Genomic DNA, 14,827 nt, shown 5'->3' on the forward strand with positions numbered 1-14,827 from the left:
CACCTTTTATCCATGATTATAAAAATGTTGAATCGAACGGTCGATATACGTCCAGCCCATGGGACCGACATGCATGGTGTCTTGCAAAAAGAACGGTTTGCTATCATAGCGTGTAAAATCTGCCAAATGGAATCCATTTTTGCGGATTTCATGAGCTATCTTTTTATAACACCGTTCACGTCGCTGTCTCGGAACACCCGCATAATCGTACCATTTGCCATTGAACGGAACAGAGACAAAGAGAACATCGGCATGCTTTTCTTTTAAGAGATCCATAACAAGCTGTAAGTCCTTATATTCTGGAGAAACTGAGTAGTTCTCATTCTTGCGGTAATTTTTAAAATGCCTGAGATGGTGCCTGATGAATGCATTATAGAGCCGTGTATCAATATGAAAACGATTGGAACGTGTTTCCTGAACCGCGATCTTTTTTGCGGATTGCCGTAGCTGCTGCCAGCTGTCCTGGCGAAGATGCGGGTCCGGCGGCTGATACTGGCTTTTTTTGTACCCTGGATGAATGCGATGCGTCTCTAAAAGATCATGTAGCGTGAGCACTTTATATGTCGCACGGCCCATGAGCTGATCGGCAAGACGCAGAGTCGGAGCACGCCGCCATGGATCGGCCGTGTCTTGGATCAGTCTGCCTAGATTGCCGTCCTTGCGAATAAATGAAAAATGAAGCAGACGCCTTGCTGCTTTCTTTTTCAGGGACGGCGATATGGCTGAGCTGAAAACAAATTGATACGCCTGCTCTTTTGAAAAATTGGGCTTAAAATGCAAATGATCCAGTCCGGTTTGCGTAAACCATTCAGGCGATAGGATAAATACTAATTTACGATTCTTCAATTGATCGGCATTTGCTGAAAGACTGAGAAAATGAACGAGTGAGTACATGCCGCCACGCCCCACCAGAAACGGTGTAAATCCATCCGGCTTCACCATGAAATAATTGCTTGGGTGATAGCGGTCCAGCCGGTACAGTTCGGAGGAACCGTAGATGGGCAGATACTTCTTGTCGGCAAGCATTTTCTGCTGTGCAAAAATGCCTTGAAAGACATCAGGATCCAGACTGCTTGCAGCCTGAGCCACATCATGGTCACTGATCATTGCCTGTTCAATTGATGTGGGCATGAAAACAAAGGCAGAGACAATCAGAACGGCAAGAAGCATCGGACCGAATCGGCTGAATGTCATTGCAGCTTCGCCAACTGCGTAATGATCATTGCCGGAGTTGCCCACTCGTCTCGATTGAAATCGGAAATCGGAACAGAAATCCCCAGCTCTTGTTCAAATGCGACAATCAACGAGATTGTGCTGAACGAGTCGAGCAATCCTTCATCAAAGAGACGAATGTTGGGATTGGACTTAATTTCATTACAATCACACGCATCTTCTAGTATCGAATAAACTTTTTGTTTGAAGCTGTCTTTTACTTCTTTCATCATATACCCCCGCTTTTTTTAGTGAATGTCGGATTACCAGAGAAAATTAAGCCGCCCTGAGAAAATCAGGAAACCAAAACAGATCACATGGAACGTAATAATGACCGACAGGCCATGCACCCATGGGTTGTCCTTCATCCAAAAATGATGTGCCTTGTTGAGACGTTCAAATTTGTTAAAAAGAATGAACGCTGCTGCGTGATAAAGGCCATAAATAATGTACTGAGGTAAAAAGCCGTGCCAGAATCCCATGATGAGAAAATTCACTGCAAGGCCGATATCGGAAATAAAATATCGGTTGCACAGCCATTTATTTTTAACGGCTGTATAAACGAAACGCATATAGACGTAGTCGCGGAACCAGAAGGAAAGGGTCATATGCCAGCGATTCCAAAAATCTTTGATATTCCTGCTGAGAAACGGTTTATTGAAATTTTCAGGTGTCCGAATGCCTAGTAAATAGCTGACGCCAATCGCAAATTTGCTGTAGCCGGCAAAATCGAAAAAGAGATACATGCTGTAGCCGTACATATAAAGCCAAATACTTGAGATTGAATTCGCATCAAGAAACGGAGAACCCAACCAGTATTTGTGAACCAGATAGCCGATAATATACTTATACAAAAACCCAAGAAATACGTTGTGCAGTCCCATTTCAAGCAGACGGTGATACTCTGCCGATGTCGACACATGGTCGGCATCTTTTTTAAAACGTCGGTAGCGGTCGATTGGTCCGGACGAAATAGTCGGGAAGAATGTAATAAACCGCAAGAAATTGATCATCGGTATTTCTTTTAACAGCCCGTCTCGAATATCCATAAGGATCTGAATCGATTTAAAGGTCACATAAGAAATGCCGAGAAATCCGAGAATACTTAGTGTCGGCAGGTCAGCTGAGAGTTTGACGAGAAACAGAGGCAGGATCGAAAGACCAACGGACAGATAAAATTCAAGAATCTTATTGGTTTTTCTTCTCTGCGCAAGATAAAAGCGAATTAACAGTGCCTGCCAAAGGATAAAAACAATGAGTGAGATGAGCTGATTCGGCTCGGCCGCAAAAATGAGAAAAGTCATCAGAATGGCGACGGAATCATTATAAATTTGGCAGCGCCTGCCCAGCAGGCCAAGGGTAATAATAGGAGCAAGCAGCAAAGCAATTAGTCCGAAAAAACGAAAAGAGGCATAGGGAATAAAAGAAATCATCGAGAAACCTCTTTTAGCGGCGCACCGCGATCGATTTTTCCATTTGCCGTCATCGGCAATGATCGGCGATAGATGAATTTTCTTGGGATCATATAGCTGGGAAGAACCGATGAAAGTGCTTTGCGTAGCACTGCCGAAAACGCGTAATCTGAATCAAACGGGTGCTTGCCGGCAACGACTACCGCAGCAAGATGATCATAGCGATCACCGCGTTTTATCGGAGTGACAATCGCGTATTTGACATAACGGCAGGATGAGAGCGCGTGTTCGATCTCTTCCAGTTCCATGCGGAATCCGTGAAGCTTTATTTGATGATCGATTCTCCCGAAATAATAGAGCATACCCTCGCACATGATACCTAAGTCGTGCGTATGGTAAGCAAGCATTTCATTTAATGTGTCAAAGCTTGCTCTCGTTTTTTCCGGATCATTCAAGTAACCACTGCCGACACTTGGTCCGCAAATCACAATTTCTCCTTTTTGCCCATCCTTTTTGGGCACGCCGTCTTCGCCCAGAATGTAAATACGGCAGTCTGGTTTGCAGCGGCCGACGGGGAAGGGGGATTTGCAATTGATCATCTTCTGAGTAATGGACACCTTGGTTACGGCTACTGTTGTTTCTGTCGGACCATAGGTGTTGATGATTTCTGCCTCTGGAAAACGCTGCTTCAGTCGGGAGGCAACGGAAAGAGGCAGTGTTTCACCGCAAAATAAGAACTTCTGCACATGTGGCAGCATCGTTCTGGAAAAGCTCGGTTCCATCAAGCACATTTCTGCAAACGATGGAGTCGATGTCCAGATGTTGATTTCAGACTGAGCGAGTAATGTAAATAGTTCTTTCGGATTGGCAATCATTTGTTTATCAACCGCCCATAAAGTGCCCCCTGTAGTGAGCGAAGGATACAGATCCATAACCGAAAGATCGAATGAGTACGGTGCCTGATTCATGAATGTCAGCCCTTCTTCAAGTCCGAAGTCGTGCTGCATCCATTCAGTGAAACTTGTGAGTGCCCGACGAGAAATTTGTACCCCCTTTGGCCTTCCCGTGCTTCCGGAGGTGTAGATGATGTAAAAGGTGTCTTCATTTTTCACTTCATAACTACGGGCAGGCACGCCTTCATTTTGGATGATGATCTGATCGAGCTGGCCGAAAGCGATCACTTCTGTCGCATTTGTTTCAGGGAGCTGCTTTGGTGCAGCACTGAAGATCAGTTTTGTTTTTGCGCCTTCAGTAATCATTCGGATGCGTTCGGATGGTATGGATTGGTCTGCAGGTATATAGGCGTGACCCGATTTTGCACAGGCAAGGAAAAGTACCAGCATCATCGGCTGCATATGTCCGTGCACAATTACTGGGGAGTGATCGTCGCCAAACCGGTTGATTAGCCAGCAAGCCAAGGCATCGGAACACTTTTTCAGCAAACCGAAAGTCAAAAGCTCCTGACGGTGGGTGTAGCAGATGCGACGGGGTGTTTTAACGGCCTGATTTTCTATTTGATCAAGAATGTCAATCACGAGAATCCCTCCTTAAAAATCACTGTAAATAAAAGTACCGGTGTGTGCTGCAGAAAAACCGTAAATAATGATTAAACCTAATAAGACAGCAGTGTAAAAAAGCGTATGAAAGAGCCACAAAAACAGTGGCCTGTTTAGGCATTCTTTGAACATTTTCATATAATCGCCTGCCTTTACTGATCCAGGGTTTGAATAATGAATTGATTCAATTTGCGGAATACAACTTCAGATCGTTTCTCATTGGAGAGAAGTACGATGTAATTCTGCTTGTTTGCAGAAATTGCGTTGCTTCCGTTCCATCCTCCGAGAACACCATGACTGGTATATGTATCCCGTCCCCACCCTTTGCGGTTCAGATACCAGCCGCAGCTGTAAGAAACATCTGAGAAATGACGACTGAAAATCTCTCTTGTCGCTGCCTTGCTAAGCAGTTGATCATGTGCAAGCGCATGATCAAACAGATACAAATCCCAGACGGTAGTGTATACGTCACCGCATCCGAGGAGCTGCGAGAACGAAGGAATGCGTTCTTGAAAGGCGTTGGCTCCTTCAATGATATATCCTGAAGATGGAGAGACGGCCTGATCCATTTGTTCCCCGAATCCTGATCGCAGCATACCTGCCTGTTGAAAAATGTATTGCCGAATATAAGCATGCAAGGTTTGATGCAGATGCTCTTGTGTCAGCTGATCAAGTATCGCCGCAAGCAGCGCATAATTCGAGTCTGAGTAATGCCAAACGGTACCGGGTTTCGAGGCAGGATGAAGCGAATGAAGTGCAATTCTGTTAACAAGCTCGTTTCGCGTCATGAACTTGGCTGTTTCAGTTGTATCTCCAATTCCGGAAACATGGCAGAGCAGATCGATCATCGTGATTCTGCGTCCATTTGGAAAATGGGGAATAAACTGCGACACCGGATCATTGAAATGAATGAATCCGCGTTCGCGCAATTGCATGAATGCAACGGCAGTGATCGATTTGGTAATGGATCCAATGTAGTATGCTGTTAAAGGCGAATTATTTCTTCGATCACGAATAGTGCTGAAATAGTAGCCTTTGCTCAGAATGACTTTTCCATGGCTGACGACAAGCACACTGCCGGAAAATCCTGTCTGCTTCAGCCTTTTGTCAATGGCATCATGCTTTTCTTTGACCGAATCAACTGTCCATTTTGTGATTTCTGATGTCTGGGCAGATGCCTCCTTCCTCCTTGTTTGCAAGGCACTGTGCTGTGCATTTGTTTTTGCTTGATGAACAGTTAGAAATGTCGCGAAAGCCCCGCCCCCCAGCACAAGAATACAGATTAAAGCAATAAAATACTGTTTTTGGTTCATTTTCTTCCTCTCTCAGCACATGTACCCGTAAATACAGATATTTTGAGACCTTGAGCTTCATCAGCCACAACATACATTAGTCAGCTCAGCTCGGAAAATGTCTTAAATTCGAAGATCGTAACTTTTTTGTTACCCATTTGTACGTGATTTTCTTTATGATGAATACTGAAAAATTCTGAGATGTTGACGGTCTTACGGCGCAACGATACATTTAGAGAAGGAGTAGTGATCGGAAACGTGGATCTATTTAGGCACTCTCTTTATTGTGCGGATCAATCGATTAAAAGGAAAATGGAAGATGATCAGTGATGAGAAACGTATGTTGCAGGATTAGTGTTCTTGTTTTGACGTTTCTTTTACTCACAGGCTGTGCTCTGACTGATCAGCCGCGACAGCTGATCAGTCAGCCCAGACTGTCAGCTCAAAATCAGGACTTGCTGCATGCAGTGGCGCGGATTGTTCCCAAAAAGGCACGGCTGATCACTCCTGTACACTCAAATGAGAAGGGAAAGGTTCTTGTTGCAAATACAGACGGCTTGGGAAGGATGGCTGCGCTTTTTTTTTATCAAACCGATCAGGACCTGATTCATATAGCCATAATGGAAAAAGGCAAACGGCAATGGCATAAGATCTATGATGAAGCAACTGAGGCAGCTGGTATTGCTAATGTGGCAATTACAAATTTCAGCGGTCACGGCACAGTAGCAATTTTCGTTGCCATGACCCATGCTCCAATGAATCAGTTGAATGTCTATACATTGAACCGAGAAGGGGTTGTCAAACGGCTTACAGAACCATTCATCGGGATGATTGCGGAACAAACAAGTACAAACCCCTTTCTTCAGTTTGGGCTTCTTAGCTTAAACACACGCACGGATACATTGAATACGACTGTCTACCGATTTGCCCCGAATGATGAACTCGTCTTAATGAAGCAAAGCCGCTCAAGGCATTCATTTGATCAGTCGGAGAGACCACTGAATCTTTTGAGAAATCAATTGAATGACGGCTTTGTGATTCGCAGCCTCTCAACAGAACTATTGAATGATCCGGAAGAGCCACCTGAATCAATCTTTAATACAAAATCTGCGGTAATGTTTTGGGAGGACCCCTTTCCGATGCAGCGAAATTCTTTGCTCAAACATAATCGTTACATAAATGGAACGATGCCTGTTATTGAAAGATATTATGACAGTTTGAACCATTTTTTTATTGATTTGCCTATTGGAACGGCAAGAAAAGTTAAGGCGGTTAGATCAGACGGTAATCATGTCACGTTTGAGTCGCACGATGGCTCGACGATGTTTGTCGTGTATCGGTTCAGGATACACACGAGAGAATCCGTAAATAGGTCCGCATGGGTACGGATCGGATCTTCCAAACATTATATCTATGAGATTCGTGATAAAGATCGCCAAACAGCGGGGCAAGTAAGAGCCGGCTCTTATTTAGGGCAATGAACAGTTAATTACTTCTGAGGTGATGAACATGGATAAGATCATGGTTGTTGAAGATGAAGCGTCCATAAGAGACTTCATTGTGCTAAGTCTGAAGCATGCGGGTTACGAGGTCTTGACGAGTGAGAGCGGTGAACTGGCGCTTCAGCTTTTTTCTCAGAACCCGGATATAAAAATAATTCTGCTTGATGTAATGTTACCGGGAATAGACGGATTTGAAGTGTGCCGACGTCTGCGCGTCGCGTCAGATTCTATCGGTATTATTTTACTTACGGCAAAAATACAGGAAAGCGACAAGGTCCAAGGTTTGGGACTCGGCGCGGACGATTATATTACAAAGCCGTTCAGTCCGGCCGAAATGATCGCGCGACTTAAGGCATTGAGGCGCAGACTTGGTCTTCAGGGAAAAAAAGATCAGGCGGAGACTATTGTTTCCTCCATATTTCGCTTATGTGAGGATAACGAACAGTTCTTTAGGAACGGTCAATTGATTGAACTGACGCCAACTGAGTTCCAGCTGGTCAAAGTATTAATGCAGCATGCGGACCAACTGCTTTCCCGCGACGAATTGCTCGATAAAGTATGGGGAAAGAATTTCGTCGGAGATGCAAAAATTGTTGATGTCAACGTGCGCCGTTTGCGGCAGAAAATTGAGGATGATCCTTCGAACCCGCGCTATATCGTCACCCATTGGGGGAGAGGCTACTTCTGGCATGGTGACAAACGATGACGCACCGGGTTGTTCTGCACTTCATGATCATTATTATGCTCACACTGACATTGGGCGAGACCGTACTTGCGGTGGCTGTACATCATTATTTCTATGGTGGCATCAGGGATACGCTGATTGAGCACGCGGAGGATGCCAACACGCTCTATCGGCGATTCAATGACCGCATTATCCTGAATCATTGGAGCAATTCTCTCTCTGAAGTCATGGATAATTTTCGTTTGAAAGGTACGACCTTATTTATTTATAATGCGGACGGCAGCATGATCGCTTCTTCAACAGGCGTGATCAGTTCGTCGTCTATTAAGACGGATTCGGAACTGCTCGGAGGAAATCCCTTGTCGCGGGTGGAGTATTTGCCACAGACCAAAGAGAAAGTCATGTCGCTCTATTATCCGATCCAAATAAAAGGAAAGTTGTTTATTCTCAGGTATGTCTCCTCACTTGCTCGAGTTGATCGTGACTTGCTGCTGATTTTGATTGTGTCGCTGCTCAGTGGTGTCGGAATAGCTTTGCTTGTCTTTTTTGTCAGCCTGAAACTTGCGCAGTCCATTGTCATGCCGATCAAGCACATTATCAATGTATCATCAAAAATGGCCGTTGGTAATTTTTCCATACGAATAAAACAGGATTATCGTAATGAATTGGGCGTCTTGGCGAGAACGCTAAACGCAATGGCTGATGAAATCCAAAAAAACGAACGGTTACAGAATACCTTTATTTCGTCCGTTTCACATGACCTGCTGACTCCGTTAACAGGAATCAAGGGCTGGAGTGAAACAATGCTGATGAATAAAGACACAACACCAGAAGAATTTCGTGAAGGACTGAATGTAATCAGCAAAGAGTCAGATCGGCTGAAGCAGCTGGTTGGCGATCTGCTGGATTTGTCCAAGCTAAAACAAAATACACTTGCACTCAATCGACAAAAGACAAGGCTTGATGAAGTGTTGAAACAAGCCGTTGCTTCAGTTCAAATTAAGGCAGCGGCCAAAGGCTGTCAAGTTATTGTAAATTCCAGCAAAAAAATGATAGCCGAAGTTGATGGGAACCGATTACAGCAGGTTATCGTTAATCTGCTTGATAATGCGATCAAATTTTCCCATGCAGATACACAGATTATTGCAGATCTTGCAGAGGATGAGGCAACGATTCGTCTGTCTGTTAAAGATTGGGGAATTATTGTGGATGCGAAGGAGATTCCGAAACTGACTGACCCTTTCTATCAAACGCGTGCCAATGGCCGTGGATCAGGATTGGGACTTGCTATTTCAAAAAATATTGTTGATCTTCATGGCGGTCGGCTCAGTATTAAGAGTACACCCGAAACGGGCACTGACGCAGTGATTGTTTTACCAAAAAACATAAAGCCGAATTGAGTTTCAGCAGGCTTTGCCTGAATTACCTATTCTTTTTTCTATTTCCGAACATTTTCAAGAAATATACATATAGTGTTCGCTGTTTCGTTGACGGCAGCTCCGATCTGCTGATATAATGAACGATGTAAAAAAAGAGTTTTGTTTTGTCTGCATGCGTCGAAATTAATTTTCAGCGATATCATCACGAGTATTGCATTTATTCTATTCGCTTCAATGGCTTTGAAGCTTTTTTATTTTGGTTTCATAGCTGGCACAATTGATAAACAGTCGGCGGATGCGGACAAAATAGAAGAATGAGGGGGATTATTGTGAACGAGAATTGGTTGTCACGCTATTTTCAATTTTCTGAGTTGAAAACAACTTTAGGCCGTGAAACGCTGGCCGGTTTGACTACCTTTATTTCCATGGCGTACATATTGTTCGTCAATCCGAGTGTTCTTAGCGCATCAGGCATGGACAAGGGTGCCGTATTTACAGCAACGGCGATTTCCAGTGCGCTCGGCTGCCTGATCATGGGGATTGTTGCTAAATATCCGATTGCTATTGCTCCGGGTCTCGGCGTTAACGCATTCTTTGCTTATTCGGTATGCATTGGTATGAAAATCCCGTGGGAAACGGCATTGGCCGGCGTCTTCATCGCATCGGTAATCTTTTTCCTAATCACAATTTTCAAGCTGCGTGAAATTATTATTGATGCGATTCCGCAAAGCCTGAAGCTGGCGATGGCAGCTGGTATCGGCCTGTTCATCGCATTCATCGGCCTTCATGAAGGTGGTTTGATCGTTGCCGACAAGGCGACAACCGTTGCATTCGGACCGCTGAACGTCGGCACGACTTGGCTGACGATCTTCGGCTTGATCGTAACAGTTGTTCTTATGGTTCGCAAAGTTCCGGGTGCTATTTTCATTGGTATGGTTTTGACTTCTATTGCAGGAATTATTTTTAAATTAATTCCGCTTCCGTCTTCGATTATTTCGAATGCGCCTAGTCTTGCGCCGACCTTCGGCAAGGCTATTACACATGTTCCGGATATCAATACGCTGCAGCTCGGCGTTGTTGTCCTGACATTCCTGCTTGTCACATTTTTTGATACGGCCGGTACGCTGATCGGACTTGCTGAACAAGCCGGATTTATGAAGAACAACAAAATGCCCCGCGTCGGACAGGCGCTGCTTGCCGATTCGACATCAATGCTTGCCGGTTCCGTACTCGGTACCTCGCCGACTTCTGCTTATATTGAATCATCAACGGGTATTGCCGTTGGTGGACGTTCCGGATTCACTGCGGTTGTCACAGGTATTTTGTTCCTGTTCGGCATGCTGTTCTCGCCGCTGCTGTCTGTGGTTACCTCACAAGTAACCGCCCCTGCGCTGATCATTGTCGGTGTATTGATGGCATCTGCCCTAAAGCAGATTCCTTGGGATAAATTCGAAATTGCGGTTCCTGCATTTTTGACCGTGCTCGGCATGCCGCTGACCTACAGCATCTCTGACGGAATCGCGCTTGGTTTCATTCTTTATCCGATCACAATGATCACAGCGGGACGCTGGAAAGAAATTCATCCGATTGTCTACGTTCTGTTCTTTGTTTTCATCATATTCTTTGCCTTAATATAAATACGGTAATGCAGAAGTCTTCCTCATCTGAGTGGGGAAGACTTTTTTTACGTGAACGAGAACCGTATCACAGCGAACTGAGCCACCTTTTTGAATGAATTCGGTCATGACACAGCATATTCTGTTCTTCACCCCTTTTTTACTCTTTATCATGCCTGAATACCTGTCCTTCATCGGAGACATGATAAGAATAATCTATCCTGAGGGGCGTGAACTAAATGGCTGCTTTAATCATTGCAATTTTGTTTTGGATTCTTGGAATGGCTGCACTTTGCGCAAGCTTTTATGTGACAAAAGAGATGAGAGAGAAAGGTGAGCACTTGCTTAAGGAATCCGAACATGAGAAAGGGAAGGACGACTCTGCCAGTATCGCCATGGCGATTGAAGCGGGCTTTCTCAAGCGCATTCCAAGCTATGTGATTCACTTGGTGACCGGAACGGTCGGCGCTACGTTGATTGTATTTGGTTTTGTCGCGCTTGCTTTTTATTTTCATTAACAGCTTCTCTTGCTTCTGTCGAAGCCGGCAACAAATTGATATAATAAAAGAATCAAAAGCGACATAAAACGTCAAAAAATGTGCAGAATTTTTGAAACGGTGATTGATTTGAATAAAAAGAAACGCAAACCAGATGAGAAAGTTGTGACGAAAAAGCAATTTTTCGTCAAAGAAAATGAGACCATCAGTCAATGTCTTGAACGGATGAAAGCCGAAGGATACGTGCCGATCAGGCGGACAGAACGTCCGATTTTTCGCGAAACGGCATCCGGTCCAGAATGTGTCGGTCGGCAATGCGTTTTCGAGGGGAAATTAATCTTATCAAAAGGCGAACAATAGTATGCAGCATTTCATTTAATGTTCGATAATCCGGTTGACATGCAGTGAATGTTGTTGATATGATGAGAGGGTCAAAAAGAAAAACGAACCCTCATATATTTTTGGGAATATGGCCCAACTGTTTCTACCTGGCGACCGAAAATTGCCGGACTATGAAGGGGAATAGCAACGTTTTGTTGGAAGCCGCTGCCCGCGGTAAAAGACCAGACGGCTGTTTTCTCTTCATTTTCAGGAAAACAGCTGTTCTGGGCTTTTTATTGTCTGGATTTTGACAGTGTTTAAAGAGGCTGAGAGACAGAAAAAGAACTGATGGTGTCGATTCGGCATGGCAATATGCTCGTTCACCTCTTTGTAAATGCTCTATTTTGGGGAGGCAGGATTGTGAGTCAAGCTGTAGTTGGTGTGATTATGGGAAGCAGTTCGGATTGGGAAACCATGAAGAACGCGTGCGACATTTTGGATCTGATGGGCATTCCTTATGAGAAAAGAGTGGTGTCCGCGCACCGTACACCTGATTTAATGTTTGCGTATGCGGAGACTGCACGGGAACGCGGAATCAAAGTGATTATCGCAGGTGCTGGCGGAGCCGCACATTTACCGGGTATGACTGCGGCAAAGACAACCCTGCCGGTTATCGGCGTCCCTGTGAAAACGCGGGCGCTCAGCGGTATGGATTCATTACTATCGATTGTACAGATGCCGGCCGGCATTCCGGTGGCAACTGTGGCGATTGGGGCGTCCGGTGCGACCAACGCCGGACTACTCGCCGCTCAGATGCTCTCGGCATTTGATGATCAGTTGAAGGATCGCTTAGAAGATTATCGTGAATCTCTGGCCAAGAAGGCAAAGGAAAGTGATCTGAAATGAAGCAAAAAATGATTTTGCCGGGACAAACGATTGGCATTCTCGGCGGTGGTCAATTAGGACGGATGATGGCGCTCAGCGCCAAACAAATGGGCTATCGCATTGCTGTACTGGATCCGGTTAAAGATTGCCCGTGCGCTCAAGTTGCGGACATCGCGATTGTCACCGGTTACGACGATCCGGAAGGTGCAAAGAAAATGGCTGAATGTGCCGATGTCGTGACTTATGAATTTGAAAATGTAGATGTTCAGACGGTGGACTACCTGCAGGAGAACAGCTATCTTCCTCAGGGCGGTCACCTGCTTGAAATAACCAAGGACAGGCTTAATGAAAAAGCGGCAATCCGCGAGGCGGGGCTGCCGGTTGTTCCCTATATGCCTGTCCGCAATCATGATGAATTGAAAAAGGCGATAAATGGGATTGGATTTCCTTCCGTATTGAAGACAACGCAAGGCGGTTATGATGGCAAAGGACAGTACATTCTTAAATCAGAAACAGATTTAGAAGAGGCACTCCCTTACATTGGAAAAACGCCTTTTGAACTCGAAAAATGGCTCCCTTTTGAAAAAGAGATTTCTGTTATTGTTGTGCGCAGCACGATCGGGGAAACCTCAGTATTCCCGGTTGCTGAAAATATACATCGTCATAATATTTTGCATCATACTCTAGTGCCGGCGAGAATATCGGACAGTCTCCGCGTTGAAGCAACCGAACATGCGTTGCATCTTGCGGAAGCCCTCAATCTCGTCGGCACGCTTGCCGTCGAAATGTTTGTCGGCACGGACGGAAACGTGTACGTCAATGAGACGGCGCCCCGTCCGCACAACTCAGGGCATTTTTCAATCAATGCCTGCGAGACATCGCAGTTTGAACAGCATGTGCGTGCGATTTGTGGATTGCCTTTATCCAGCACGCAGCTGCTGAAGCCGGTGATTATGATCAATATTCTTGGCGAGCATGTCCAGCCGGTTTTGGAAAAAATTGATTTATTGAAATCCGCGCATCTTCACCTCTATGGGAAAGACGTCGCGAAAACCGGACGCAAGATGGGTCATCTGACGATTCTTGGCGACACGGTTGATGAAGCGATTGAGCAAGCAGAGAGATTAGAGATATGGAAAATGGAACAGGAAGTGGGTAAGCATTCATGATTGATCGGTATACACGGCCTGAAATGGGCGCAATTTGGACAGAAGAAAACAGGTACAGGGCATGGCTTGAAGTTGAAATTCTTGCCTGTGCCGGCTGGTCGGAACTCGGAGAAATACCAAAGGAAGACGTTGAAAAGCTGAGAAAAAATGCGACATTTACGGTTGATCGCATTCATGAGATTGAACAACAGACGCGTCATGATGTCGTTGCGTTCACACGAACCGTTTCCGAATCGCTAGGCGACGAAAAGAAATGGGTCCATTACGGTCTGACCTCAACGGATGTTGTGGATACCGCTCAAGGCTACCTGCTGAAGCAAGCAAACGAAATTTTGGAAAAAGACATTGAGCATTTTATTGAAGTCATCCGCCAGAAGGCGAAAAAGTATAAGAATACCGTTATGATGGGCCGTACCCATGGCGTTCATGCCGAACCGACAACCTTCGGCCTTGTTTTGGCCCTGTGGTATGAAGAAATGAAACGCAACCTGGAACGCTTCAAACGCGCGGCGGACGAAGTGCAGTACGGCAAAATTTCCGGTGCGGTCGGCACTTACGCCAACATTGATCCAGCAGTTGAAGCCTATGTGTGCGAACACCTCGGTATCAAACCAGCGCCGATCTCGACACAGGTGCTTCAACGTGATCGTCATGCACACTATATGTCCGTACTTGCGCTGATCGCGACCTCAATTGAGAAATTCGCCGTTGAAGTACGCGGCCTTCAACGTTCAGAAGTGCGCGAAGTTGAAGAATATTTTGCAAAGGGTCAGAAGGGCTCGTCAGCAATGCCGCATAAGCGCAACCCAATTGGTTCGGAAAACATGTGCGGACTTGCCCGCGTGATTCGCGGTTATATGGTGACTGCCTACGATGATGTGCCGCTTTGGCATGAACGTGATATTTCCCATTCTTCAGCGGAACGGATCATTCTTCCAGATGCGACCATCGGACTGGATTACATGCTGAACCGTTTCTCAACGATCATTGAGAAGCTGACCGTTTTCCCTGAAAATATGAAACGCAATATGAAGCGTACTTTCGGACTGATTTTCTCTCAGCATGTTTTGCTTGCCCTGATTGAAAAAGGCATGAGCCGTGAAGCTGCTTATGATATCGTTCAGCCGAACGCAATGAAGTCATGGGAGACGGAAACGCCATTTAAAGAGATTGTTGAAGGCGACGCTCGTATTACTGATCAATTGACTCAGGCTGAAATCGATGCCTGCTTCGATGAAACCTACCACCTGAAAAATGTTGATTTTATCTTTGAACGACTCGGTTTGAACGACTAAATCTGT

15 protein-coding genes and 1 riboswitch are annotated in these 14,827 nt (G+C 45.3%); of the genes, 9 read left to right on the forward strand and 6 right to left on the reverse strand.

From position 1 onward, the window contains the following. Window positions 1-6: 6 nt before the first annotated feature. Genes dltD through NIE88_RS01985 form a run of 6 tightly spaced genes read right to left on the reverse strand, consistent with a single transcriptional unit; the run spans window position 7 to window position 5,493 of the window. Window positions 7-1,194, reverse strand: a complete 1,188-nt coding sequence (dltD, locus tag NIE88_RS01965; protein ID WP_253058145.1) for a D-alanyl-lipoteichoic acid biosynthesis protein DltD — start codon at window positions 1,192-1,194, stop codon at window positions 7-9. Further along, a complete protein-coding gene (gene dltC / locus NIE88_RS01970) occupies window positions 1,191-1,442 on the reverse strand; it encodes a D-alanine--poly(phosphoribitol) ligase subunit DltC (protein ID WP_253058147.1) in 252 nt (83 codons plus the stop codon). Before dltC ends, dltD begins: the two co-directional genes overlap by 4 nt. A 33-nt stretch (window positions 1,443-1,475) precedes the next feature. Next, the gene (dltB, locus tag NIE88_RS01975) at window positions 1,476-2,645 is read right to left on the reverse strand and encodes a D-alanyl-lipoteichoic acid biosynthesis protein DltB (protein WP_253058149.1); all 1,170 of its coding nucleotides are present in this window, start codon (window positions 2,643-2,645) and stop codon (window positions 1,476-1,478) included. After that, window positions 2,642-4,156: a D-alanine--poly(phosphoribitol) ligase subunit DltA gene (gene dltA, locus NIE88_RS01980; RefSeq protein ID WP_253058554.1), complete on the reverse strand. Its 1,515-nt coding sequence runs from the start codon at window positions 4,154-4,156 to the stop codon at window positions 2,642-2,644. The genes dltB and dltA overlap by 4 nt, the downstream gene beginning before the upstream one ends. Window positions 4,157-4,171: 15 nt before the next feature. Beyond that, window positions 4,172-4,318 (reverse strand): teichoic acid D-Ala incorporation-associated protein DltX, encoded by a 147-nt coding sequence (locus NIE88_RS22300; RefSeq protein WP_373689394.1) that lies wholly within the window; start codon window positions 4,316-4,318, stop codon window positions 4,172-4,174. A 14-nt stretch (window positions 4,319-4,332) separates the two neighbouring features. Further along, window positions 4,333-5,493, reverse strand: a complete 1,161-nt coding sequence (locus tag NIE88_RS01985) for a serine hydrolase domain-containing protein (RefSeq protein WP_253058151.1) — start codon at window positions 5,491-5,493, stop codon at window positions 4,333-4,335. 305 nt (window positions 5,494-5,798) lie between these two features. Between NIE88_RS01985 and NIE88_RS01990 the strand changes: the two genes are divergently transcribed. From NIE88_RS01990 to purB, 9 genes are all read left to right on the forward strand, one after another. Further along, window positions 5,799-6,953, forward strand: a complete 1,155-nt coding sequence (locus tag NIE88_RS01990; protein WP_253058153.1) for a hypothetical protein — start codon at window positions 5,799-5,801, stop codon at window positions 6,951-6,953. A 28-nt stretch (window positions 6,954-6,981) separates the two neighbouring features. Further along, window positions 6,982-7,680 (forward strand): response regulator transcription factor, encoded by a 699-nt coding sequence (locus NIE88_RS01995; RefSeq protein ID WP_253058155.1) that lies wholly within the window; start codon window positions 6,982-6,984, stop codon window positions 7,678-7,680. A 23-nt stretch (window positions 7,681-7,703) separates the two neighbouring features. Beyond that, the gene (locus NIE88_RS02000) at window positions 7,704-9,059 is read left to right on the forward strand and encodes a sensor histidine kinase (RefSeq protein WP_253058157.1); all 1,356 of its coding nucleotides are present in this window, start codon (window positions 7,704-7,706) and stop codon (window positions 9,057-9,059) included. Window positions 9,060-9,382: 323 nt separating this feature from the next. Then, window positions 9,383-10,675, forward strand: coding sequence for an NCS2 family permease (locus NIE88_RS02005; RefSeq protein WP_253058556.1), 1,293 nt, complete (start codon window positions 9,383-9,385; stop codon window positions 10,673-10,675). A gap of 218 nt (window positions 10,676-10,893) precedes the next feature. Then, window positions 10,894-11,172, forward strand: a complete 279-nt coding sequence (locus tag NIE88_RS02010; protein WP_253058163.1) for a hypothetical protein — start codon at window positions 10,894-10,896, stop codon at window positions 11,170-11,172. Window positions 11,173-11,250: 78 nt separating this feature from the next. Continuing rightward, entirely contained in the window at window positions 11,251-11,511 is a 261-nt protein-coding gene (locus NIE88_RS22305; RefSeq protein WP_373689395.1) for an NETI motif-containing protein, read from the forward strand. Window positions 11,512-11,582: 71 nt separating this feature from the next. After that, window positions 11,583-11,684, forward strand: a riboswitch (purine riboswitch). Window positions 11,685-11,844: 160 nt separating this feature from the next. Beyond that, on the forward strand, window positions 11,845-12,378 hold the full coding sequence (gene purE, locus NIE88_RS02020; RefSeq protein WP_253058560.1) for a 5-(carboxyamino)imidazole ribonucleotide mutase: 534 nt from the start codon (window positions 11,845-11,847) through the stop codon (window positions 12,376-12,378). Next, complete coding sequence (purK, locus tag NIE88_RS02025; RefSeq protein WP_253058167.1) at window positions 12,375-13,526, forward strand: 5-(carboxyamino)imidazole ribonucleotide synthase; 1,152 nt, start codon at window positions 12,375-12,377, stop codon at window positions 13,524-13,526. Before purE ends, purK begins: the two co-directional genes overlap by 4 nt. Then, a complete protein-coding gene (gene purB / locus NIE88_RS02030) occupies window positions 13,523-14,821 on the forward strand; it encodes an adenylosuccinate lyase (protein WP_253058169.1) in 1,299 nt (432 codons plus the stop codon). The genes purK and purB overlap by 4 nt, the downstream gene beginning before the upstream one ends. The last annotated feature ends 6 nt before the right edge of the window (window positions 14,822-14,827 follow it).

Source organism: Sporolactobacillus shoreicorticis (assembly GCF_024125445.1).
Lineage (GTDB): Bacteria > Bacillota > Bacilli > Bacillales > Sporolactobacillaceae > Sporolactobacillus > Sporolactobacillus shoreicorticis.

Excerpts from the sequence above, each read along its gene's own strand:
- NIE88_RS02010 (WP_253058163.1), top strand. The coding sequence starts at position 10,894 with ATGGCTGCTTTAATCATTGCAATTTTGTTTTGGATTCTTGGAATGGCT.
- dltD (WP_253058145.1), bottom strand. The coding sequence starts at position 1,194 with ATGACATTCAGCCGATTCGGTCCGATGCTTCTTGCCGTTCTGATTGTC.
- NIE88_RS01985 (WP_253058151.1), bottom strand. The coding sequence starts at position 5,493 with ATGAACCAAAAACAGTATTTTATTGCTTTAATCTGTATTCTTGTGCTG.
- purB (WP_253058169.1), top strand. The coding sequence starts at position 13,523 with ATGATTGATCGGTATACACGGCCTGAAATGGGCGCAATTTGGACAGAA.
- NIE88_RS22300 (WP_373689394.1), bottom strand. The coding sequence starts at position 4,318 with ATGAAAATGTTCAAAGAATGCCTAAACAGGCCACTGTTTTTGTGGCTC.
- purK (WP_253058167.1), top strand. The coding sequence starts at position 12,375 with ATGAAGCAAAAAATGATTTTGCCGGGACAAACGATTGGCATTCTCGGC.
- NIE88_RS22305 (WP_373689395.1), top strand. The coding sequence starts at position 11,251 with ATGTGCAGAATTTTTGAAACGGTGATTGATTTGAATAAAAAGAAACGC.
- NIE88_RS01995 (WP_253058155.1), top strand. The coding sequence starts at position 6,982 with ATGGATAAGATCATGGTTGTTGAAGATGAAGCGTCCATAAGAGACTTC.
- dltC (WP_253058147.1), bottom strand. The coding sequence starts at position 1,442 with ATGAAAGAAGTAAAAGACAGCTTCAAACAAAAAGTTTATTCGATACTA.
- NIE88_RS02000 (WP_253058157.1), top strand. The coding sequence starts at position 7,704 with ATGATCATTATTATGCTCACACTGACATTGGGCGAGACCGTACTTGCG.
- dltB (WP_253058149.1), bottom strand. The coding sequence starts at position 2,645 with ATGATTTCTTTTATTCCCTATGCCTCTTTTCGTTTTTTCGGACTAATT.
- purE (WP_253058560.1), top strand. The coding sequence starts at position 11,845 with ATGCTCGTTCACCTCTTTGTAAATGCTCTATTTTGGGGAGGCAGGATT.